The 22,207-nt window shown below is 62.6% G+C and carries 20 protein-coding genes; 9 read left to right on the top strand and 11 right to left on the bottom strand.

The window, feature by feature from the left end:
- Positions 1-69 precede the first annotated feature (69 nt).
- Both KHO49_RS02635 and KHO49_RS02630 read right to left on the bottom strand, forming a co-directional pair.
- Positions 70-765: a tetratricopeptide repeat protein gene (locus tag KHO49_RS02635; RefSeq protein ID WP_102882158.1), complete on the bottom strand. Its 696-nt coding sequence runs from the start codon at positions 763-765 to the stop codon at positions 70-72.
- Positions 766-770: 5 nt separating this feature from the next.
- Positions 771-1,532 (bottom strand): hypothetical protein, encoded by a 762-nt coding sequence (locus KHO49_RS02630; protein ID WP_249735460.1) that lies wholly within the window; start codon positions 1,530-1,532, stop codon positions 771-773.
- 39 nt (positions 1,533-1,571) lie between these two features.
- On the opposite strand from KHO49_RS02630, the gene KHO49_RS02625 reads away from it, so the two are divergent.
- A complete protein-coding gene (locus KHO49_RS02625; protein ID WP_213664571.1) occupies positions 1,572-2,420 on the top strand; it encodes a hypothetical protein in 849 nt (282 codons plus the stop codon).
- Positions 2,421-2,500: 80 nt separating this feature from the next.
- Here KHO49_RS02625 and KHO49_RS02620 read toward each other — a convergent pair whose 3' ends face one another.
- The 3 genes from KHO49_RS02620 to KHO49_RS02610 all read right to left on the bottom strand — a co-directional run bounded on the left by KHO49_RS02620 (position 2,501) and on the right by KHO49_RS02610 (position 5,137).
- Positions 2,501-3,784, bottom strand: coding sequence for an OprD family porin (locus KHO49_RS02620; protein ID WP_213664570.1), 1,284 nt, complete (start codon positions 3,782-3,784; stop codon positions 2,501-2,503).
- A 240-nt stretch (positions 3,785-4,024) separates the two neighbouring features.
- On the bottom strand, positions 4,025-4,414 hold the full coding sequence (locus tag KHO49_RS02615; protein ID WP_060842195.1) for a nuclear transport factor 2 family protein: 390 nt from the start codon (positions 4,412-4,414) through the stop codon (positions 4,025-4,027).
- 27 nt (positions 4,415-4,441) lie between these two features.
- Entirely contained in the window at positions 4,442-5,137 is a 696-nt protein-coding gene (locus KHO49_RS02610; protein WP_213664569.1) for a DsbA family protein, read from the bottom strand.
- A gap of 262 nt (positions 5,138-5,399) precedes the next feature.
- On the opposite strand from KHO49_RS02610, the gene KHO49_RS02605 reads away from it, so the two are divergent.
- Positions 5,400-7,499: a TonB-dependent receptor gene (locus KHO49_RS02605; protein WP_213664568.1), complete on the top strand. Its 2,100-nt coding sequence runs from the start codon at positions 5,400-5,402 to the stop codon at positions 7,497-7,499.
- A 59-nt stretch (positions 7,500-7,558) separates the two neighbouring features.
- On the opposite strand, the gene KHO49_RS02600 is transcribed toward KHO49_RS02605, so the two are convergent.
- From KHO49_RS02600 to KHO49_RS02585, 4 genes are all read right to left on the bottom strand, one after another.
- The gene (locus KHO49_RS02600; RefSeq protein ID WP_102862685.1) at positions 7,559-7,759 is read right to left on the bottom strand and encodes a hypothetical protein; all 201 of its coding nucleotides are present in this window, start codon (positions 7,757-7,759) and stop codon (positions 7,559-7,561) included.
- A 247-nt stretch (positions 7,760-8,006) separates the two neighbouring features.
- Complete coding sequence (aguA, locus tag KHO49_RS02595) at positions 8,007-9,113, bottom strand: agmatine deiminase (RefSeq protein WP_102862684.1); 1,107 nt, start codon at positions 9,111-9,113, stop codon at positions 8,007-8,009.
- A gap of 5 nt (positions 9,114-9,118) precedes the next feature.
- Positions 9,119-9,997 (bottom strand): N-carbamoylputrescine amidase, encoded by an 879-nt coding sequence (gene aguB, locus KHO49_RS02590; protein ID WP_102862683.1) that lies wholly within the window; start codon positions 9,995-9,997, stop codon positions 9,119-9,121.
- Positions 9,998-10,266: 269 nt separating this feature from the next.
- Positions 10,267-13,185, bottom strand: a complete 2,919-nt coding sequence (locus KHO49_RS02585; RefSeq protein ID WP_213664567.1) for an aminotransferase — start codon at positions 13,183-13,185, stop codon at positions 10,267-10,269.
- A gap of 241 nt (positions 13,186-13,426) precedes the next feature.
- Here KHO49_RS02585 and rfbB point away from each other — a divergent pair, with 241 nt between their 5' ends.
- From rfbB to KHO49_RS02550, 7 genes are all read left to right on the top strand, one after another.
- A complete protein-coding gene (gene rfbB / locus KHO49_RS02580; RefSeq protein ID WP_102882164.1) occupies positions 13,427-14,509 on the top strand; it encodes a dTDP-glucose 4,6-dehydratase in 1,083 nt (360 codons plus the stop codon).
- Positions 14,506-15,381, top strand: coding sequence for a glucose-1-phosphate thymidylyltransferase RfbA (gene rfbA, locus KHO49_RS02575; protein WP_213664566.1), 876 nt, complete (start codon positions 14,506-14,508; stop codon positions 15,379-15,381). Before rfbB ends, rfbA begins: the two co-directional genes overlap by 4 nt.
- The gene (rfbC, locus tag KHO49_RS02570) at positions 15,378-15,923 is read left to right on the top strand and encodes a dTDP-4-dehydrorhamnose 3,5-epimerase (protein WP_213664565.1); all 546 of its coding nucleotides are present in this window, start codon (positions 15,378-15,380) and stop codon (positions 15,921-15,923) included. The genes rfbA and rfbC overlap by 4 nt, the downstream gene beginning before the upstream one ends.
- Entirely contained in the window at positions 15,920-16,801 is an 882-nt protein-coding gene (gene rfbD, locus KHO49_RS02565) for a dTDP-4-dehydrorhamnose reductase (protein ID WP_213664564.1), read from the top strand. The genes rfbC and rfbD overlap by 4 nt, the downstream gene beginning before the upstream one ends.
- Before the next feature lie 34 nt (positions 16,802-16,835).
- Complete coding sequence (locus KHO49_RS02560; protein WP_102862677.1) at positions 16,836-18,644, top strand: sensor histidine kinase; 1,809 nt, start codon at positions 16,836-16,838, stop codon at positions 18,642-18,644.
- A 74-nt stretch (positions 18,645-18,718) separates the two neighbouring features.
- Complete coding sequence (locus KHO49_RS02555) at positions 18,719-20,125, top strand: sigma-54-dependent transcriptional regulator (protein WP_213664563.1); 1,407 nt, start codon at positions 18,719-18,721, stop codon at positions 20,123-20,125.
- Between the two features lie 37 nt (positions 20,126-20,162).
- A complete protein-coding gene (locus KHO49_RS02550) occupies positions 20,163-20,618 on the top strand; it encodes a thioesterase domain-containing protein (protein ID WP_110651137.1) in 456 nt (151 codons plus the stop codon).
- A gap of 142 nt (positions 20,619-20,760) precedes the next feature.
- On the opposite strand, the gene cysQ is transcribed toward KHO49_RS02550, so the two are convergent.
- Together cysQ and nudE are read right to left on the bottom strand one after the other, a co-directional pair.
- Positions 20,761-21,588 carry a 3'(2'),5'-bisphosphate nucleotidase CysQ gene (gene cysQ / locus KHO49_RS02545; RefSeq protein ID WP_213665247.1) on the bottom strand — a complete coding sequence of 276 codons (828 nt, stop codon included), beginning with the start codon at positions 21,586-21,588 and terminating at the stop codon, positions 20,761-20,763.
- A gap of 11 nt (positions 21,589-21,599) precedes the next feature.
- Positions 21,600-22,166 (bottom strand): ADP compounds hydrolase NudE, encoded by a 567-nt coding sequence (gene nudE, locus KHO49_RS02540; RefSeq protein WP_213664562.1) that lies wholly within the window; start codon positions 22,164-22,166, stop codon positions 21,600-21,602.
- Between the last annotated feature and the right edge of the window lie 41 nt (positions 22,167-22,207).

Raw genomic sequence — 22,207 nt, 5'->3', positions numbered from 1 at the left:
GGGCAAGGTTGCTGAACAAAAAGGCTCGCCATACGGCGAGCCTTTTTCATTGCGCCGGCAAGGCTTTGCTCAAGGCAGGCTGATCTTGTATTCGGCCAGCTTGGCCTGGTGCTGCGGTTCGACGTACTTCTGGTCCACCCGCTTGGCGAACTGGGTAAAGTCGGCGCGGGCATCGTCTGTCAGGCCCAGTTTTTCGTAGGCCAAACCACGATGGTAGAAGGCCCAGGCGTAGTCCGGCTGCTTTTGCAGGCCGGCGCTGTAGGCTTCAGCCGCCTCACGGTATTGGCCCAGGTCGTAGAGGGTCTGGCCCAGGTGGTAGTAGGTCGGCATGTTGAAGCCGGTGCCCTTGCCCGCCTCGCCCAGGTTGGCGTCGAGGTTGGACTGCACCAGTTCCAGGGCCTTTTGCGGGTTGCCCGATTCACGATAAAGACGGCTCAGGTCCAGCACCGCACGGGCATCGGGTTTGGGCCCCAGCTCGATGGATTTTTCCTTGGCGCTGATGGCTTCCGGGTAACGCTTGAAGCTGGCGTAGGCGTCGGACTGCAACCAGTACACCAGGCTCTGCATCGGCTTGGACAGTTGGTTTTTCGACAGGCACAGGTCGGCCTCTTGCAGCACCACATCGAACTTCTCGGCCTTGGAGGCCTGGCCCACCAGGCGGCAATGGGCGTAGTTGATCTGGTCCTGGCTCTGCAGGCTGGCACAGCCAGTGACGGCAAGGGCACACACAAGCAGGATCGACCCGCGTACAGACAATGAAGGCATGTTTTTCAATCCAGCAGGTGAGCGTTGAGGTCAGGGCGATAGACCTGCAGCAGTGGCGCGGTAACCGTGCCCTGCAGGCTGCAGAAGATCGTGGTGCGACCTGAGATCGGCGCGCTGGCGATGCCTTTGTCGATGCTCAATACCCGCTCGACGAAACCGAACGGCGTGGCCACGCCGCCGCCGACCAGACCTTCGGTGCGCCAGCTGTCGATAGGGTCGCCCACCCGACGGATCTCCACCCGGACCATGGCGCTGCGGTCTGCCTTCAGGCGGTGGTTGTCCACCAGCAGAGGTTTGAGCGCTGCGGCCACTTCACGGGGCTCACCCTCGGCAATAAACCCCCAGAACAGCAGGTTACCCACCGACTTCAGCGACTGGGCTTCGTTGTAGTAGCCCACCAAGCGCACGCCGTTGACCAGCAGCGGCTGTTCGAACGCCTGGTAGCGTCCGCCTTCCTGCAAGGGGTTCAGGACCTTGGGCGCACTCACCGCGCCGTACTTGGCCACGGTCAAGGTCGCGGCCGGCAGTTGGGCGGTGTTCAGGCTCTGGAAAAACTGCGCATCGCAGCGTGAGAACTGGCTGAGCAACTGCTCGGATGCAGTCGCTGGCTGGCCGTGGGCGATGCTGGCGACGCTCAGCAGGCACAGGCCGGATAACAGGGTACGGAACATCGAAATCATCCGTGACAGGAAGGAGCCGCGGACTGTAGCAAGATTGATATCGACCAACCACTCGCCGAAAATCCCGGTGCCCCGTGACCAGGCCATTCATGGCCAGACCTCCCTGCCCCCAAGGACCACCCGCAGATGGAACTGTCAGAAAGACTACTGAAAATCCTCAAGAACAACCCCAGCTGGATCGGGCGGGTGTATGAGTCATTCATCATTTCGGCGATCAAGGACTTCGAGCGCAACAATCCGCCGGCCCATAGCCCTGACTTTAAGCCAGAGACCAACCGTAGGCCTTACGGTTACCTGCACAACAAGCTGTTCGACCCGGTCAGCGAAGACAATGGCGAAAGCGATGTGGCGGATATTTACTTTGGCTATCCGCAACCGCTCCTGGATTCGTGCAAGGTCACCACTGATCCCCTGAACGAAGACAAAGACTGGTTCTGCCGAACCACCTGGAACGGCTGGGCGGTGGAGGTCAAAACCAAGCTCGTCGACAAGACAGAGCGACCTCTTCGTCACATGGCCTATGCCAACAAACTGAAAACCGCGCTGCCGGTGTCTCCCAAGGCAGCCTGGATGCAGACCCGCAATGGCAAGGAATTAAGCAGTAATCAGCTCAAACGACGCTGGGCAGACCTCTACGTTTATATCCTCTACCAACTCGACGACGGTATTCCGGACTTCACGGGCGCTACCGGCACCTACATCATGGTGATCCCGACCTTCATCTTGAATGAAGCCTTGAAAGACACTGGCGAAAACGCGGAAACCATACAGCTCAACAAGCTCATGAAGGTTCTGGCCCCTCACCACCTGCGCTACTTCACCTACCTGACGGAACACATTCCAGGGAAAATGCTCCAGCTCGCCAGTGAACATTGGCAAGAAATGTTTGCCTACAAGCGCGAAGGCGACGCCTTGAAAAGACAGTGGTACGAAAACATCCACCTGCCCTCTCTGGCAAAACCCCGCAAGCGATAACCGAACATGAAAAAGCCCCGAACCAGTCGGGGCTTTTTTGCACGACAACCACCCAGAGTCAGGTGGTGATCAAACGCTCATCAGAACACGTTGATCGGGTAGTCGACGAACACACGCAGTTCGTTGCCACCTTTGTTGTACTCATACGACTTCTGCGACACACGCAGAACCGAGCTGCGCACTTTGACGCTCAGGTCCTTGGCCGGGCCGCTCTGCACCACGTACTTGAGCTGGTTGAAGATTTCTCGCTCGCTGCCACCCGTGCTGTTGACGGTGGTGATGTTGTCGCCACGTACGTAGGCCACGTTGTAGGTCAGGCCCGGTACGCCGAAAGCGCCGAAGTCCAGACCGTAGCCCAGTTGCCAGCTGCGTTCGTCTTCCGCGTTGAAGTCGGACCAGTAGGAGTTGGCCAGGTAGATGGTGTTGCCGCCATCACCCACATAGCCGGACTTCTGATAACCGCCATAGGCGTAGCCCAGGTGGCTGTCGCCGGTGCTGCGCTGATGGGCGACGGTGAACGAGTGCGGGCCAGTGGCGAAGGTCGCCGCCAGGCTCCAGATCTTGTTGTCCTGGCCGCCGGCGTTGAGGTCCTTGGCGAAGGATTTGTCCAGCTTGGTGCGGTAACCGTTGAAGTCCAGGGTCAGGGACTGATCGGTGGCCAGTGGGAACACGTAGTTCAGGTTCACGTATTGTTTCTTCAGCACGTCTTCGACGTCAGAAGCGTACAGCGCGCCCTTGAACTGTTCGGTGAACTGGTAGCTACCGCCCAGTACGTTGATCGACTTCAGACCACCGCTATCACGGCCTTCGGCGCTCTTGCGCGATTCGGCGGTGAAGTGACCGGCGTTCAGCTCCAGGCCCTTGATCTCCTTGGAGGTGATCAGGGTGCCGGTGTAGCTTTCCGGCAGCAGACGCGAGCTGTCGTAGTTGAGTACCGGCAGGGCCGGCATCTGGTCACCGTAGGTCAGCACAGTGTTGGACAGACGGAACTTGACCGCCGCACCGAACTTGCTCAGGTCATCGGCGGCGTTGCCGCTGTCGCCTTGCTTGAAGAAGTCGATACCGCTAGCGCCGCTGCGGCCCTTGCCGCCGTCCAGGCGCAGTGCGTACAGGCCGAAGGCGTCAACGCCCACGCCCACGGTGCCCTGGGTGAAACCCGAGGAGAAGGTGCCGATGGCAGCCTGGCCCCACTCGGCCTTGTCCTTGTTACGGTCTTTGTAGTCACGGTTGATGTAGGCGTTGCGCAGCAGCACTTTCAGGCTGCTGTCTTCGACGAAGCCCTTGGCATCGGCCTGGCCGTCGGCCATGGCCTGTGTAGCGCTCAAAATCCCCAGTGCAATCAAGCAGATCCGCTGTTTCGACATTTTATTTTCCTTATTACGGTTTGATGACGCGCTGTGAGCTCTTTCGGCTATGGCGTTTGAACGCTCTTCTACCGTCGAAACAAAAAAGCCCGACCGCGGGTGATCGCGGCGGGCCTTTTATTATTCTTAAATATGGCTCTTGGCCACAGGCGTTGGGGGCGAATCCTATCTGCGCCCTGAACAACGTGTCAATTTCGTGAATCGTCTTTGAATAGCTGAAAATATTCTAAGAACTGCGGGCTAGAGCATTGCCAGCTGCACGCTATGGCTGTCGACGAATTGTTCGAAGTGGGTGACTTTGCCGTTTTTGAGGGTCCACAAATGGGCCACTCGCACATCGATCGGCTTGCCCGAGGCCTTGTAGATGCCTTGGTAGTTGCCATAGGCGAACACCTTGTCGCCCTGGGCCACATAGTTTTCCACCTTGAAGGTGAAGTCCTGCCATTCCGAGCCCAGGCGCTTGAAAACATGCTCCAGCACCGCCTCGAAACCGACGTAGGTGCCGGCATAGGGAAAGCCCGCCGCTTCGGTCCAACGCGCATCCGGGGCCAGGGCCGCAGCGGTGTTGCGCGCATTTTCCTGGGAGTTGGCACCTTCATAGGTGCTTTTGATCAACGCTAGGTTATCCATGGGTGACTCCACGCAGGTCAGGTGAGATCAAAGCGCACAACCGTCCAGGCCACAGGCCTGGACCGCGCCATGTTGAGGGTTATTACTGGCCCCCTGGGAAGCCTTCAACCACTGCACAAAGGCCTCGGGCTTGCCCAGCCAGGGGCTGATGTCGAGCAACTGATAGCGACCGTCCCGCTCCAGCGCCAGGGTTGGGAAACCCTGGCCACCAACTTTGGCCAGCAGCGCCCGGCTGCTCTTTATATGCTCGTCCAGCTCAAGGGCCACCGCCTGATCGTAGGCGACGGCGAACGGTTGTGGAGCAAACCCCAGGGTCTGCGCCAGTTCCAGCAGGACGTCGCGATCGGCAATCCGCCGGCCCTCCAGGTAATGAGCCGTCTGCAGGCGCCCCAGCAATTCCAGTCCACGACCGCCCAGGGCCTCGGCGGCCAATACAGCGGCGATCGGCGGTGCCGAGTCGAACACTGCCGTGTGGTCACGCAATAGACCCTCGAAATAGGCCTCGCCAAAAGGTTGCCCTGTGTACTCGGCAATGCGTCGGTCATGGGGCATGACGTAATCACGCAACTGCGGCGACACCGGCTGGCGGTTGCGACCGGTCATCATGCCACCGGCATGGGCCACCACCGGCACCACTGCCTGGGCAGCCTGGACCAGTGGCTTGGCGCCATAGCACCAACCGCACAGCGGGTCATAAATGTAGTGAAGGGTGGCCGAGGACATAAGGGACTCCAACAGGATCTTGAGCATTCGATGGCCCGCAGACTATGCCTCGCACGCCAGGGGAAAAACCTCGAAATGGCTTTTAGTCTGTTGCTGTATCCGGTCGAATCAGTCTGTTTAGCCTGTGTATGCGGGCAGATACGGCGCCGACATAATTAGAAACAATAGTGCAAAGGAACTTTTAGCGAATAATTAACATAAGTAAATAGCACGCATTATCATTCGCACCCCTTGACTCACCTTCCTTTCGGATGCGCTTCAGATGCCTGCCCATTTCCGCCTTACGCCCCTGTCACTGGGACTCTGCACCCTGCTGACCGCCGGTTTTGCCTGTGCTGCCAGCACCACCCTGCCAACGACCTCCATCAGCGCCGAAGCCGAGGCCGACCCCGACGATCCCCGGGTCAAGGAAGTCAGCACCGCGACCCGCACCGCCACCGCCGCGCGCTATGTGCCCCAGGCCATCGACACGATCAAGACCGCCAACGTCCTGGACTACGGCCACAACGATCTGGGCAGCGCCCTGAGCGGCATTCCCAACGTCAGCAGCGGCTCCGACACCCGCTTCGACAGCCTGCGGATTCGGGGTTTCGATGCCAGCAACGACTTCTACCTGGACGGCATCCGCGACGACAGCCAGTACGTGCGCGACCTGCACAACATCGAGCGCATCGAAGTGCTCAAGGGCCCGGCGGCCGTGCTCTACGGCCGTGGCAGCCAGGGTGGCATCGTCAACCGGGTGAGCAAACTGCCGGAGTTCGGCCGCCGCTCCAGCGTCGAAGTCCAGGGCGGTAGCCAGGACCTGCGCAGCCTGTACGCCGACCTCAGTGCCGATCCGACGGAGAACCTCAGCCTGCGCCTGAACCTGGGCAATCAGGACCAGAACAGTTTCCGCGACGGCGTCAGTGGCAATCGCCAGCTGTTCGCACCGTCCATGAGCTGGCAACTGACCCCGGAGCTGAATTGGCTGGTGCAGTACGAATACAGCCGCTACAACCGCACCCCGGACCGCGGCATCACCAGCCTCAACGGACGCCCGGCGAACGTCGGTCGGGAAACCACCTACGGCGACCACCGCGACTACATCGACGACAAATCCCAGTCCTTGCGCTCCAAGCTGACCTACGAGCTCAACGACAGCTGGCAACTGCGCCACACCCTGGCCGTGTTCAAGCTCGACAGCGACTTCGACAACACCTACCAGACCGGCTACAACGCCAACACCGGCAAAGTGCAGCGCCAGCGCTGGCAGCAGGATCTGAAGACGCGCAACATCTACAACAACACCGAACTCGAAGGCCGCTTCGACACCTTTGGCCTGGAACACCGCCTGCTCACCGGCATCGAGATCGGCAGCCAGCGCCGCGACCCGATCCTCTACAACCCTGCCACCACAGGCCCCGGCAGCCAGGACGTGCCCGCCGTCGACCTGTACAACCCCAACCCATACCAGAGCCATACCGGACGCATGCAAGTCTGGAGCAACAACCACACCGAGGTCGAAAGCCGGGCGCTCTACGTGCAGGACCAACTGCGCCTGAACGATCAATGGCAATTGCTCGCCGGCCTGCGCTACGACAACTTCGATGTCGAGACCACCAATCGCAAGAACGGCGTCTCCGACAGCCGTGACAGCCACAGCGTCAGCCCGCGCCTGGGGGTAGTCTGGACGCCGCTGGAGCACCACTCGTTCTATGCCTCGTGGAGCAAGTCGTTCTCGCCGGTGGGCGGCGGCCTGATCGGTATCACCCCGAATGCCACCGGCAACGGCAACGACCTGAGTCCGGAGCTGACGCGGCAGAAGGAAGTCGGGGTCAAGAGCGACTGGCTGGGCGAGCGCCTGAGCACCACCCTGGCGGTGTATGAGCTGGAGCTCTACAACCGTCGCACCCGCGATCTGCGGGACCCCAGTATCACCTTGCTCACCGGCCTGCAACGCTCCCGGGGTATCGAGTTGACTGCCAACGGCAAGCTCGTCGGCAACTGGTACCTGCGCGGCGGCATCGGCCTGCAGGACGCGGTGGTGGTCAAGGACAACAACGGTTTCGAAGACAAGCGCGTGAACAACGTGGCCAAGCGCAACGGCAGCCTGTTCATCACCTGGAAACCGGAACTGGGCTGGTACGCCGAGACCGGCCTGACCCTGGTGGGCGACCGCTACGCCGATGGCGCCAACACCGTGGTGCTGCCGGGCTACGGCCGTTGGGACGCCCTGGCCGGCTACCGGCACAAGGACTGGGACGTGCGCGCGGCGCTGAACAACATCGCTGACCGCGAGTACTACAGCTCCGCCACCAGTGCCTTCCAGATCCAGCCGGGGGAGCCCCGTAGCCTAGTGGTCACTGGCAACTACCGCTTCTAAACGACCGGCCAAAAAAAAGCGCTGCCATCCCGGCAGCGCTTTTTACAATCCGTCGTTTTCTATCCTTTCACCACATCCCACAGTGCCTGCAGTTCCGCCTCGCTGAGCAATCCAGCGGGGTAACGCTCAACGATGATCCGGCGCGGATCAGGTTCCCTGATCTGACGCGTTCCATTGGACTTCAACCATTGCGCCAGAACCTGCAGCGACTCGTTATTCATTGCCAAGGGATGGGGTGCCCGCTCGCTGACCATATTCATTCCAGCGCTCTCTCCTGGTATCTGAGCGGCCTAACTTATCCAAGGTTTATGACAGAACAACAAAAGTTCCACCTGTCTCAGAATCACCACGAAGCAGATACAAGAGCTATGCCAAAGTGCCAGGTGGCTCGACGTACGGCCATGAAAAAGCCCGCAACCCATCTGGGCTGCGGGCTTGCTGAAAAGCACCAGGTGCGGAATCGGTCCGACGCCGTCAAACAGGCAACACCATCTGTTACAACGGCACTCAAATTCGCTGCGGCGCGGGCTGCTGTTGGGTAAGGCAATGGATATTGCCGCCACCCAGTAACAGTTCGCGCCCCGGCACCATCACCACTTCATGCTCGGGAAACAATTCCTGGAGGATGGCCTTGGCCGGGGCATCCATCGGGTCGTCAAAACTCGGCGCAATGATCCCGCCGTTGACGATCAGGAAGTTCACGTAGGAACCCGCCAGGCGCACGGAGGGATTACGCTCCTGGCTGCCTTGCACGGCATCGACACCGGCGCATTCCTCTTCGGTGGCATACAAGGGACCGGGAATCGGCATCTTGTGCACCTTGAAAGTGCGGCCCTTGGCGTCGCGGGTGTTTTCCAGCACCTGCATGGCCGCTCGGCAGCGGGGGTAGTTCGGGTCCTGGGGATCGTCGGTCCAGGCCAGCAGCACTTCGCCCGGGCGCACGTAGCAGCAGAAGTTATCCACATGGCCGTCGGTTTCGTCGTTGTACAGGCCATCCGGCAGCCAGACGATCTGCTCCACCGCCAGGTGCTCGCGCAATACCGCCTCGATCTGCTCACGGGACAGATGCGGGTTGCGGTTGTGATTGAGCAAGCATTCCTCGGTGGTGATCAGCGTGCCTTCGCCGTCGACGTGAATCGAACCGCCCTCGAGCACGAAGCCTTCGGTGCGGTACTCCTGGCAACGCTCGATCTCCAGCACCTTGCTGGCCACCTGCTCGTCACGGTTCCACGGCGCATAGAGGCCGCCTTCGAAGCCGCCCCAGGCGTTGAAGCCCCAGTGCACACCACGCACTTCGCCGCTGTGGTTGATGACGAAAGTCGGACCGGTGTCGCGGACCCAGGCGTCATCGCTGGACATCTCCACGACGCGGATGTTGGGTACGTCCAGCCGCGCCCGGGCGTTTTCATACTGGCCCGCGGAGACGGCCACGGTCACCGGTTCGAAGCGGGCAATGGCCTTGGCCACCGCCGCGTGGGCGGCCTGGGCCGGCTTGCCGCCCAGGCGCCAGTTGTCCGGACGCTCGGGCCAGATCATCCAGGTTTGGGTCTGGGTCGCCCATTCGGCCGGCATGTAGAAACCGTCGGCGCGCGGCGTGCTGTGCAAAGTGCTCATAGTGTTCAGGACTCCAGGGAACCGTCGAGGGTTTTCAGCGCGCCATAGAGGTTCGGACGACGGTCACGGAAACTGCCCCAGGCGCTGCGGATGTGCTCGAGCTCGTCGAGGTCGAAGCTGTGCACAAGGATACCTTCTTCGGTTTGGTTGAGCTCCTGAACCTTCTCGCCGAACTGATTGGCGATAAAGGACGAACCGTAGAAGGTGATGTCGTAACCGTCCTGCTCTTCGTTGCCGATGCGGTTGCTGGCGATCAACGGCATCAGGTTGGCCCCGGCATGCCCCTGTTGCACTCGCTGCCAGTGGTCGCGGGAGGAAATGCTCTGGTCATGGGGCTCGCTGCCGATGGCGGTCGGGTAGAAGAGGATTTCCGCGCCTTGCAACGCCATGCTGCGGGCGCACTCGGGGAACCACTGGTCCCAGCAGATGCCCACGCCGATCTTCGCGTAGCGGGTGTTCCACACCTTGAAGCCGGTATCGCCCGGGTTGAAGTAGTACTTCTCGTGGTAGCCGGGACCGTCCGGGATATGGCTTTTCCGATAAATCCCCAGGTTGCTGCCATCGGCATCGATGATCGCGATGCTGTTGAATCGCGCACGCCCCGCCAGCTCGTAGAAGCTGATGGGCAGCACCACTTGCAACTCCCTGGCAACTTTCTGGAAGTGCGCGATGGCGACGTTGCTATCGACCGTGGTGGCCAGTTGCAGGTAGTCCGGGTTGGGCTTCTGGCAAAAATACGGGGCCTCGAACAATTCCTGGATCAGGATGATCTGCGCACCTTTGGCGGCGGCTTCACGGACCAGTTTTTCGGCGGTTTCCAGATTGGCCTCAAGGTCCCAGGAACAAGCCATCTGGGTAGCGGCGACGGTAACGATTCGGCTCATGGAACAACTCCCGGGCAATGGACGCGGTCGATGACAACGGATAGGAAAAGGACGGGGCACGACAAGGTCGCGCCTGACGACGGCCACTTTATATCCGATAAATATCGACTTTAGAAGCCGAAGAATTCTTAACCGCGAAAAAAATCCGACAAAATACCGATAACAATCGAATAATCATAAACACATTCGCCGGCAAGCCGGCCCCCACAGAAAGGTGTAGGAGCCGGCTTGCCGGCGAATGGAGATGAACGCAAGCGAACGACGAGCCCTTACAGATCTTCGCCCAGCACCTTGTCCAGCATGTCGACGAAGAAATCCACGCTCTGCCGGCTGGTGACCATCGGCGGCTTGATCTTGAGGATGTTCAAGTGATCGCCGGTGGGCTGCATGAAGATCCCCAGTTCCCGCAGGCGATCACACAGCAGGGTGGTCTCCTCGGTGGCCGGTTCCAGGGTCTGGTGATTGCGGATCAGCTCCAGCCCCAGGTAGAAACCGGAGCCATGCACCGCACCCACCAGGGGATGCAGATCCTTGAGCGCCTCCAGGCGTTGCCTGAAATGTTCACCCACCACCCGGGCGTTCTCCCAGAGGCCCTCCTCCTGCATCACATCCAGCACGGCGATGCCGATGCGGCAACTGACCGGGCTGCCACCGGATGAAGAGAAGAAGTAGCCCTCGGCCTCCAGCGCCTCGGCAATCTCGCGACGGGTGATCACCGCCCCAAGGGGCTGACCGTTGCCCATGCCCTTGGCCATGGTGATGATGTCCGGCACCACGCCCTGCTCTTCAAAGCCCCAGAAGAACTTGCCCATGCGGCCATAGCCCACCTGGACCTCATCGGCGATGCACACGCCACCCCGGGCCCGAACCCGTTCGTAGACTTCCTGCAGATAACCCGGCGGCAGCGAGATGCCCCCGGCATTGCCGTACACGGGCTCACAGATAAACCCGGCCAACTGGCGATTCTGCTCATCCAGCTTGTGCAACTGCTGGTCGACGCTGCGCAGGTACTGCGGTGTGCTGTCCTGGCCACGGAACTCGCCGCGATAGGTGTTGGGCGCCGTCACCGGGTGCACCCAGTCGGGACGGCTGGTGAGGGCCTGGGGATTATCGGCGATGGAGGTCGACACCGCGTCGGCCGCCACCGACCAGCCGTGATAGGCCTCCAGCACGCTGAGCATGTCGCGCCCGCCGCTGTAGGCCCAGGCCAGGCGAATCGCCAGATCGTTGGCTTCGGTGCCGCTGTTGACCAGAAACACCCGATCCATGGAGTCCGGCGCCAGGGCCAGCAGGCGCTCGGAGAACTCGGCGATCGCAGCATAGTGAAAACGCGAGTTGGTATTGAGCAGCGACCATTGGCGCGCCGCCTCGGCGGCCATGCGTGGGTGACCGTGGCCGAGCACCGCGACGTTGTTGAGCATGTCCAGATAGGACCGCCCTTGCATGTCGATCAGGTGATTGCGCCAGCCGCGCTCGATCCGCGGCGGGTCGACGTAGTAGTGCTTTTGCGAGCGGGCAAAGCTGGCATCGCGACGCTCCAGCAGGGTCTGCGGGTCCAGCTCCGGCTCGGCATCACAGGCCAGCCCCAGCAGCGCGGCCGGAGAAGGGCACAGAGCCTGCCAGGCAGGCGCCCGGGAAGGGGTACAGAACAGCGGCGGATCCAGCTCGGCCGCTCGACACAGCTGTACCTTGAGCCGACCGTCGGCTACCACGGCCCCCAGCACCTGCCCCTTGACCAGGGCCGCCCCCGGGTGCAACGACGGCTCGACGCCCCACAAGCGCACGCTCAACGCCGGGCCATCCAGGCGCAGCAGGCCGTTCTCGGCACGGTGCAGCACACCGGCGAACGGTGCTTCTACCGGCGTGCCTGCCGGCACTTGCAACTGCACATGCAACGGGCAGGTTTGCGGCTCCAGGGCGCTGTCGGGGCAGGTCCGCGACAAGCGGTACTGGCCATAGCGACTGGCGGCCAGGCCATGGGCAACAGCGGCTTCGGCCAACAGGCGATCATCGATCCCCGGCTGCTCCCAATTGCCGGCTTCGAAGTGCGGGCTGAGCACGCCCAGGTCGATCAGGGCGAACTCGCGCCCTACCAGGCTCGGCAGCAGCGGGACGAAGCCGTCACTGCCAATGGCCGGCAGCGACTCCCCGACAGCGCTGAGAATGGCCGCTTCCATGAACTCGAAAGACACGGAGCTGGCGACCCGGAAAATCTCCCACTCGTGGTGCAAATTGGCGCGGCTGTAGGCGTTGCCCGGATCGATGCTGACCTGCTGCTCGCCACTGAGCACCAGCACCGCGGCGCGGGCCACGATCAATGGCCAGAGCGCCAGCAGCTCGGCCCGTTGCAGCGGGTTGACCTGGTGATAGGCCTGGATCGCCGGCAGGATGCGCAGCGGATCGCCCTCGGCGTGATGCAGCAGTGCGGCGCACGTCACCGACAGATCGGTGATGCGCCAGGTACGGATCAGGTCGCCGAAATCGATCACCCCCTGCAACTGCCAACGGCGCGCGGCATCCCGCTGCCAGACCACGTTGTCGTCGGTGATGTCCATGTGGATCGCCTGCACCGGCAATTGCTCCTGCAAGAGCTGCAGCCGACGTTCGGCGCGCTGCGCGGTGTCAGCGATCAAGGCCCGTTGCTGCGGGTCCTGGATGACTGGCAACAAATGCCCGATCAGCGCCTGGGCATGCCGGGCATCCCATTGCAGGGTGCGTTCGAGCCCCGGATGCTGGAAACCTTCCAAAGCCAGGTCCATCTGCCCGCAGAGCCGGCCCAGGCCCGCCACCAGCTCGTTCCCCAGGTGCGGCAGGTGGGTCAGGGAGCGACCCTCTATATAGTCGAGCAACCGCACGTGCAGCGCTTGCCCGGCAATCTCCAGGGACAGCAGGTCCGCACCGTTTTTGGCCGGAATCACCCTGGGCACTCGCAGATCGGGGTATTGCTGCAGGTGCTTGAGGCCCGCGTGCTGCGCTTGCAACTCCAGGGCCGAGTAGTCGCCGCGGCAGATCTTCAGGACAAAGCGGCCCCGGGGACTGTCGAGGCGATAGTTGAGGTCCTGCTGGCTGCCCAGAGACTGCAAGGTGCCTTGCAGACCGTAATGGGTTTCCAGCAGCTCCAGCGCTTGCTGTGCAGTGACCTGTGGGCTGGGCAGACTGGCGCGGTGGATCAAGGTGGCGAGCAACATACAACGATCCCTGGAATTGTTATAAGCCGCTTATATCGCCATTGCCCAAGGCGTTACGCAAGCCCAAAGAACGGGAAACAGACAAGCACCGTCCCCGCCTCAACCCTGCACTTTGCGAAATTTCCGACCGTTCGCGGTGAAATCGACTGATGGCGCCTATTGCACCTCAGGCGTCATAGCGACAAGCTATGCTGCATTTTTTGCAGTAAATGATCGTTTTCAAGGACACAGGCCCTCCAACATGCGCATTCTCGTCACCGGCGGAGCCGGATTCATCGGCTCGGCTCTGGTCCGCCATCTGATCCAGCACACAGAACACGAAGTGCTGAACCTCGACAAACTGACCTACGCAGGCAACCTGGAATCGCTGCACAGCATCGCCAGCGACAGCCGCTATGAGTTCGTCAAGGCCGATATCGTCGACCAGGCCACCGTCAGTGCGGTGCTCGCACGCTTCCAGCCGCACGCGATCATGCACCTGGCGGCCGAGTCCCATGTCGACCGCTCCATCGACGGGCCGTCCGACTTCATCCAGACCAATATCGTCGGCACCTACAGCCTGCTGGAGGCAACCCGCGCTTACTGGCAGAAACTGCCCGAAGCGGAAAAGGCCGCTTTGCGCTTCCACCATATTTCCACCGACGAGGTCTATGGCGACCTGCATGGCGTCGACGACCTGTTCACTGAAACCACGCCCTACGCCCCCAGTTCGCCCTACTCCGCCAGCAAGGCCGCGTCCGACCATCTGGTCCGCGCCTGGCAGCGTACCTACGGCTTGCCGGTGCTGATCACCAACTGCTCCAACAACTATGGCCCGTTCCACTTTCCCGAGAAGTTGATCCCTCTGGTGATTCTCAACGCCCTCGCAGGCAAGCCGCTGCCGGTCTATGGCAATGGCCAGCAAGTCCGCGACTGGCTGTACGTCGAGGATCACGCTCGCGCGCTGTACAAGGTGGTGACCGAGGGTGTGGTCGGCGAGACTTACAACATCGGCGGCCATAACGAGCAGAAGAACATCGACGTGGTACGCGGCATCTGCAGCCTGCTGGAAGAGCTGGCCCCGCAAAAACCCCAGGGCGTTGCCCACTACGCCGACCTGATCACCTTCGTCCAGGACCGCCCGGGCCACGACCTGCGCTACGCCATCGATGCCGGCAAGATCGAGCGGGAACTGGGCTGGGTGCCAGAAGAAACCTTCACCAGCGGACTGCGCAAGACTGTGCAGTGGTACCTGGAAAACCTCGAGTGGTGCCGTCGAGTACAGGACGGCAGCTACCAGGGCGAACGCCTGGGTTCCACCGACATCAAGGATCTGATTGCATGATTAAAGGCATTGTTCTGGCGGGCGGCTCCGGCACCCGTCTGCACCCCATCACCCTCGGTGTCTCCAAGCAACTGCTGCCGATCTACGACAAGCCGATGATCTATTACCCGATCTCGGTACTGATGCTGGCCGGCATCCAGGACATCCTGATCATCTCCACCCCCCAGGACTTGCCGCAGTACCGCAACCTGCTGGGTGACGGCAGCCAGTTCGGCGTACGCTTCAGCTATGCCGAACAACCTTCACCGGATGGCCTGGCCCAGGCGTTCCTGATCGGCGAAGAGTTCATCGGCAATGACCCGGTGTGCCTGATCCTGGGCGACAACATCTTCCACGGACAGTACTTCGGCGAACAACTGTGCGCTGCCTCCAAGCGCAATTCCGGCGCTACGGTGTTCGGTTACTGGGTCAAGGACCCGGAGCGCTTCGGGGTCATCGACTTCGACAGCGAAGGCCGCGCCCTGTCCATCGAAGAGAAACCCAAGAATCCAAAATCCAGCTACGCCGTCACGGGTCTGTATTTCTATGACAACGACGTGGTGCAGATCGCCAAGGCAGTCAAGCCGTCGCCCCGTGGCGAACTGGAGATCACCGACGTCAACAACGCCTACCTCAAGCGTGGTGATCTGCATGTGGAGCGCTTTGGCCGGGGCTTTGCCTGGCTCGACACCGGCACCCACGATAGCCTGCTGGAGGCCTCGCAGTACGTGCAGACCATCGAGCACCGTCAGGGTTTGAAGGTCGCCTGTCTGGAGGAAATCGCCTACCAGAACCAATGGATCAGCCGTGAGCATCTGCTGGAGCGCGCCGCCTACTTTGGCAAGACCGGTTATGGCCAGTACCTCTTCACCCTGGCCGGGGAGACGCAATGAAGATCATCCCCACCGACCTGCCCGGCGTGCTGATCATCGAGCCCAAGGTGTTCGGCGACGAGCGTGGGTTTTTCTACGAGAGTTTCAATGCCAAGGCCTTCGCCGACGCCACCGGCCTGAACCAGCCGTTTGTCCAGGACAACCATTCACGCTCGGCCAGGAACGTCCTGCGCGGTTTGCACTACCAGATCGAACATAGCCAAGGGAAACTCGTGCGGGTCATTGCCGGTGAGGTGCTGGATGTGGCCGTGGACATTCGCCGTGGTTCGCCCAACTTTGGCCGCTGGGCTAGCGTGCGCCTGTCCGCCGAAAACAATCGTCAACTGTGGATACCCGAAGGTTTTGCCCATGGTTTTGTAGTGCTCAGCGACTTCGCCGAGTTCCTCTATAAAACCACCGATTACTACACGCCATCCGCTGAGCGCTGCATTCGCTGGGACGACCCGACCCTGGCAATCGATTGGCAGTTGCAGGAGCCGCCAACACTCTCCGCCAAGGACCAGAATGGCAAAAGTCTGAAAGAAGCCGATCTGTTCCCATGAGCACTCCCCTGAAAATCCTCATCAGCGGCCAGCACGGCCAGGTTTCCCGCGAGCTGCAGCAGCGGCTCGGCGACCTGGGCGAACTGGTGGTCCTTGGTCGAGACCAACTGGACCTGAGCCACCCGAAACAGATTCGCCAGCAGGTCCGCGCCATTGCTCCGCATCTGATCATCAACGCCGCCGCCCACACCGCCGTCGATCAGGCCGAAAGCGAGCCGGAGCTGGCCTTTGCGATCAACGCCACGGCCCCCGGGATCTTCGCCGAGGAAGCCCGGGCACTGGGTGTGCCACTGATTCACTACTCCACCGACTACGTGTTCGATGGCCGCAAGGACACGCCCTACTTAGAGGAGGACGAGCCCAATCCGTTGGGGGTCTACGGCCAGAGCAAGCTGGCGGGCGAACAGGCCATCAATCAGGTACAGGGCCAGCACCTGATCCTGCGCACCAGCTGGGTCTATTCCAGCCATGGCAAGAACTTCCTGCTGACCATGCAGCGCCTGCTGCAGGAACGACCCGAGCTGCGGGTAGTGGCCGACCAGATCGGCGCGCCCACCTGGGCCGGCACCATCGCCAACAGCACGCGCGCCCTGATCGAGCGCTGGCAGTCCGGGAATCACGGCGCCTGGGGCACCTATCACCTCACCGCCCACGGCGAGACCTCCTGGTTCGGTTTCGCCCAGGCCATCGGCGAGCAGTTGCTGGCCCTGGACAAGCCTTGTGCGGTGCTCGAAGCCATCCCCTCCAGTGCTTACCCGACCCCGGCTCCCCGGCCGCTGAACTCACGCCTGGACTGCAGCCGCCTGGCTCGGGAATGGGGCGTGACCCAGCCGGACTGGCGCAGCGCACTGCGCGAGTGTCTTGCCGAGCAGGGCTAGGCATAATGCGCCTGTATCCACAGGCGCCCTTTCCATGACCGCACCTCTTCCCCGTCGTCCCCGCTGGCGCAGCCTGGCCCTGCTGGCCCTGTGCCTGGCGCCGTTGCTGTGGCCGCTGGAGCACTTGGCCGAGCGCTACTATCGCAACGAGCTGACCAGCCAGAATCGCCAGACCCTCGACCTCTACGTGGCCAACCTGCTGGGCACCCTGCACCGCTACGAAGTGCTGCCGCAGATCCTCGGCGACCTGCCGGCGCTGCGGGCGGTGCTGGGGGCCCCGGACGACGGCGTGACCCAGGGCAACGCCAACCGCCTGCTGAAAAACATCAGCGCCCAGACCGGCGCCGAAGTCATGTACCTGATGGACACCAACGGTAAGACCCTGGCGGCCTCCAACTGGGACAAGCACGACAGTTTCGTCGGGCGCAATTTCGCCTTCCGCCCCTATTTCAGCGAAGCCATGGCCGGACGCCTGGGACGGTTCTTCGGCCTGGGCACCACCTCGGCCAAGCGTGGCTACTTCTTCGCCGCTGCAGTGCGCGACGGCGAACGGATGCTGGGCGTGCTGGTGGTCAAGGTGGACTTGGACCATACCGAAAGCCTGTGGGGCAAAACCCCGGAACAATTGCTGCTGACCGACCACAATGGTGTGGTGATCCTCACCTCGCGTCCTGAATGGCGCTTTCGTGCGACCCGGCCACTGAGCGACGAGGAACGCCAGGCCATCGTCGCCATCCAGCCCTACCCAACCCGGGACCCGCGTCCACTGAACCTCAATCCCGATGCCTGGCTGACCCAGACCCAGCAGATCGAGGAAACCCGCTGGAGCGTCAGCATCCTCGCCCCGCGCACCCTGATCGATCGCCCGGTGCGCACCGTGGTGGCGGTCGGCGCCGCTGCGCTGCTGGTGCTGATGCTGCTGCTCGGTCTGATGATGCAGCGCCGCCGCCACTACCTGGAGCGGATCGCCTTCGAAGCCAAGGCCCGGCGTGAGCTGGAAAGGCGCGTAGCCGAGCGCACCAGCGATCTGGAGAGCCTCAACCGGCGCTTGAAACAGGAAGTGCTGGAACGCGAAACCGCCCAACAGGAACTGGTGCGCGCCCAGGACAATCTGGTCCAGGCCGGCAAGCTCTCGGCCCTGGGCACCATGTCGGCGAGCATCAGCCATGAACTCAACCAGCCCCTGGCGGCCATCCGCAGCTACGCGGAAAACGCCGAAGTGCTGCTGGACCACCAACGCACCGATGACGCCCGGGGCAACCTCAAGCTGATCAGCGAACTGACCGGGCGCATGGCCTCGATCATCGCCCACCTGCGAGCCTTCGCCCGGCGCGATCACCACGCCCCGGAAAGTGTCGCCCTGCAACCGGCCCTGGACGATGCCCTGGCCCTGCTGGCCAAGCGTCGCCGGGCCATGGAAGTGGAGCTGATCCGCGACCTGCCAGCCGCTACCCTGTGGGTCGAGGCCGGGGAAACCCGCCTGCGCCAGGTCCTCGGCAACCTGCTGGCCAACGCCCTCGACGCCCTGACCGAAAAGGGCCCGCCGCGCAAACTCTGGCTGAGTGCCGAGTCCACCGCCACAGGCGTCAATCTGTACATCCGCGACAACGGCCCGGGCTTCTGCATGGAGGCGCTAGGCCGCGCCGGCGAGCCGTTCTACACCACCAAGACACGGACCCAGGGACTGGGCCTGGGCCTAGCGATCTGCGACACCCTGATGCGCGCCTTTGGCGGTGAACTGTCGTTCGCCAACCACCGTGAAGGCGGCGCCCTGATCACCCTGCGCCTGCGCGCCGGGGCCCCCGGCGTCAGCCTGCAGCCCTCCGAGGATCGCGGGGTATGAAGCGCAGCGACAACTCGTTAGCCACCACGCCCGGCCCAGCGATGCTGGCCACGACACGACCTGGAAAGTGACCGATGACCCGTCCCGACAGCCTCGACCCTCAGCTGCAAGTGGTGTTGATCGACGACGATCCGCACCTGCGTCAAGCCCTGAGCCAGACCCTGGACCTGGCCGGGCTCAAGGTGCTGTCCCTGGCCGAGGCCCAGGGCCTGGCCCCGCGCCTGGAGCGGGACTGGCCGGGGGTGGTGGTCAGCGACATCCGCATGCCCGGCATGGATGGCCTGGAACTGCTCAACCAATTGCATACCCAGGACCCCGAGCTGCCGGTGCTGCTGATCACCGGTCACGGCGATGTGCCCCTGGCCGTGCAGGCGATGCGCGCCGGTGCCTATGACTTTCTGGAAAAGCCCTTCGCCAGCGATGCCCTGCTCGATAGTGTGCGCCGCGCCCTGGACTGGCGGCGCCTGGTGCTGGACAACCGCAGCCTGCGCCTGGCCCTCAGCGACCGCCAGGAACTGAGCGCGCGGCTGGTGGGTCAGTCAGCGCCGATGCTGCGTCTGCGCCAGCAGATCGGCGCCCTGGCAGCGACACGCGCCGATGTGCTGATCCTAGGTGAAACCGGCGCCGGCAAAGAAGTGGTAGCCCGCGCCCTGCACGACCTCTCGGGGCGGCGCAACGGGCCATTTGTGGCCATCAATGCGGGCGCTCTGGCCGAGTCGGTGGTGGAAAGCGAACTGTTCGGCCACGAACCGGGAGCCTTCACCGGCGCGCAGAAACGCCGCATCGGCAAGTTCGAATTCGCCAACGGCGGCACCCTGTTCCTCGACGAAATCGAAAGCATGAGCCTGGATGTCCAGGTCAAGCTGCTGCGCCTGCTGCAGGAGCGGGTGGTGGAACGCCTGGGGGGCAACCAGCTGATCCCCCTGGACATCCGCATCATCGCCGCGACCAAGGAAGACCTGCGCCAGGCCGCGGACCAGGGCCGCTTCCGCGCCGACCTTTACTACCGCCTGAACGTGGCCCCGTTGCGCATTCCACCCCTGCGCGAGCGAGGCGAGGACATACTGATGCTGTTCCAGCACTTTGCCGACGAGGCCAGTACCCGCCACGGCCTGCCACCCCAGGAACTGCAACCCGGGCATCGTGCCCTGCTGTTGCGCCATAGCTGGCCGGGCAACGTGCGGGAACTGCAGAACGCTGCTGAGCGCTTCGCCCTGGGTCTGGAACTGGCCCTGGACAACAACGAGCCGGAGCAGGCTGCCATCGCCTCCCCGACGTTGATTGCCGGCGGTCTGAGCGAGCAGGTGGAACACTTCGAAAAGAGCCTGATCGCCGCCGAACTGACGCAACCCCACAGTTCGATGCGCAGCCTTGCCCAAGCCCTGGGCATTCCACGCAAGACCCTGCACGACAAGCTGCGCAAACACGGCTTGAGCTTCGCCGACGGCGGCGCCAGCCACTCCAGCGATGAATCCGAATGAGCCGCACCGTCAACCCTTCGTCCCTTGAGGCCCGTGCATGAACCGCGACAGTCGCTACCTGGAATCCATCCTTCACCACGACATTCCCCTGACCCGGGACATGGGCCTGAAGGTGCTCGACTGGCAGGCGCAGCAACTGCGCCTGCAACTGCCGCTGGACGCCAACGTCAACCACAAGAGCACCATGTTCGGCGGCAGCCTGTACTGCGGTGCGGTGCTGGCCGGTTGGGGCTGGCTGCATTTGCGGCTCAAGGAAGAAGGGATAGATGACGGGCATATCGTCATCCAGGAAGGGCAGATCAGTTACCCGCTACCGGTCACCGGCGATGCCGTGGCGATCTGCACCGCGCCTGATGACAAGCTCTGGAAGAAGTTCCTTGCGATGTACCAGCGCCACGGTCGTGCCCGCCTGACCTTGCACAGCCGTGTGGTCAACGTCGGCAGCGAAGACGACGCCGTACGCTTTGCCGGTCAGTACGTCCTGCACCGCTGACCCGTTTCGCAACCTGCTCAAATCTGTAGGAGCTGGCTTGCCAGCGAAGAGGCCGGAAATGCTTGCACAGGGCTCAAGGGCCCCTTCGCCGGCAAGCCGGCTCCTACACAAAAGGTGGCAGAGGCAAGTCGCCGTGGGGCGATCAGGCGCAGGCCAGCTCCAGCAGTTTGCCGCGCCACGGAGCCTTGGCCGGCAGCGCCAGGAAGAAGCCGTTGAGCAATGACTCCCGCGGTGGATAGCAGAACGGCGCACCGGCAAGATCCAGCACTTCGCCACCCGCCCCTTCGAGTACACCCTGGGCCGCCGCGGTGTCCCATTGGGAAGTCGGCGCCAGGCGCGGATAGCAGTCCGCCGCGCCTTCGGCCAGCAGGCAGAACTTCAGCGAACTGCCGATATTGGCCAATTGCAATTCACCCAGGGCAGCACTCAAGCCACCCAACAAGCGCTCCTGCTCCGGGCTCGAATGGCGCCGACTGGCCACCACGGTAAAGGCCTCGCCAACACCTGGCTGTTCACGCACCTGGATCGCTTGCGGCGCCTGCCCCTGATCCACACGCCAGGCGCCAAGGCCAGCACCACCGAGATAACAACGGCCATTGGTGGGCATCGACACCACGCCAAACACCACACGCCCCTGTTCGATCAGGGCGATGTTGACGGTGAACTCTTCACTGCCGGAAATGAACTCCTTGGTGCCATCCAGCGGGTCCACCAGCCACCAGCGCTGCCAACCGGCCCGAGTGGCCTGGGGAATGTCGGCATCTTCTTCGGACAGCACCGGGATGCTCGGGTCCAACGCCGTCAGGCCAGCCACGATCAAGTGATGGGCCGCAAGGTCGGCGGCGGTCACCGGCGACTCGTCAGCCTTGTGGTTGACCGCCACGTCGGCGCGCCAGAACGGCAGGATCGCCTCGCCAGCGCGCAAGGCCAGCTCGGCCACCGGCGCCAATAAAGGATGGGGAAAATTCATCGTGTTCATGCTCATGCTGGAAAGGCTCCGCGCAGGCTCAGCAGGTCGCGGGTCAGGTACAGCGCGGCCAGGGCCCGGCCTTCGCTGAATTGAGGATTCTGCGCCAGGCTGGCCAGCTCGCGCAGGTTGACCTTGTCGACCCGCATCGGCTCCGGCTCATCGCCCTCCAGGCGCTCTTCATACAAATCGGTGGCCAATACCACCTGGATCTTCTGGCTCATGTAGCCCGGGGACAGCGACAGCTCGGTCAGATGCTCCAGTTGCCGCGCGCCAAACCCGGCTTCCTCCTTGAGTTCACGCTCGGCCGCCGCCAGCACATCTTCACCCGGCTCGATCAGGCCCTTGGGCAGTGACAGCTCGTAGGCGTCGGTGCCGCCGCAATACTCCTCCACCAGCACCGCATGCTCGGCATCGAGCATGGCCACGATCATCACCGCGCCATAACCCGCCCCTTTGCCCACCAGGCGCTCATAGGTGCGCTCGACGCCATTGGAAAACCGCAACTGCACCTCTTCGACACAGAACAGACGACTGGTGGCGACGATCTCGCGGGCGAGTACAGTGGGTTTCTGGCGCATAGCGGGCTCCTTGGCGATAGCGGGTTACTATACAGACTGTT

Origin of the sequence: Pseudomonas sp. RC4D1 (assembly GCF_018390395.1) — a bacterium.
Classification (GTDB): domain Bacteria; phylum Pseudomonadota; class Gammaproteobacteria; order Pseudomonadales; family Pseudomonadaceae; genus Aquipseudomonas; species Aquipseudomonas danubii.
The sequence above is the reverse complement of the archived record's forward strand: the minus strand, read 5'-3'. Positions and strand labels throughout refer to the sequence as shown.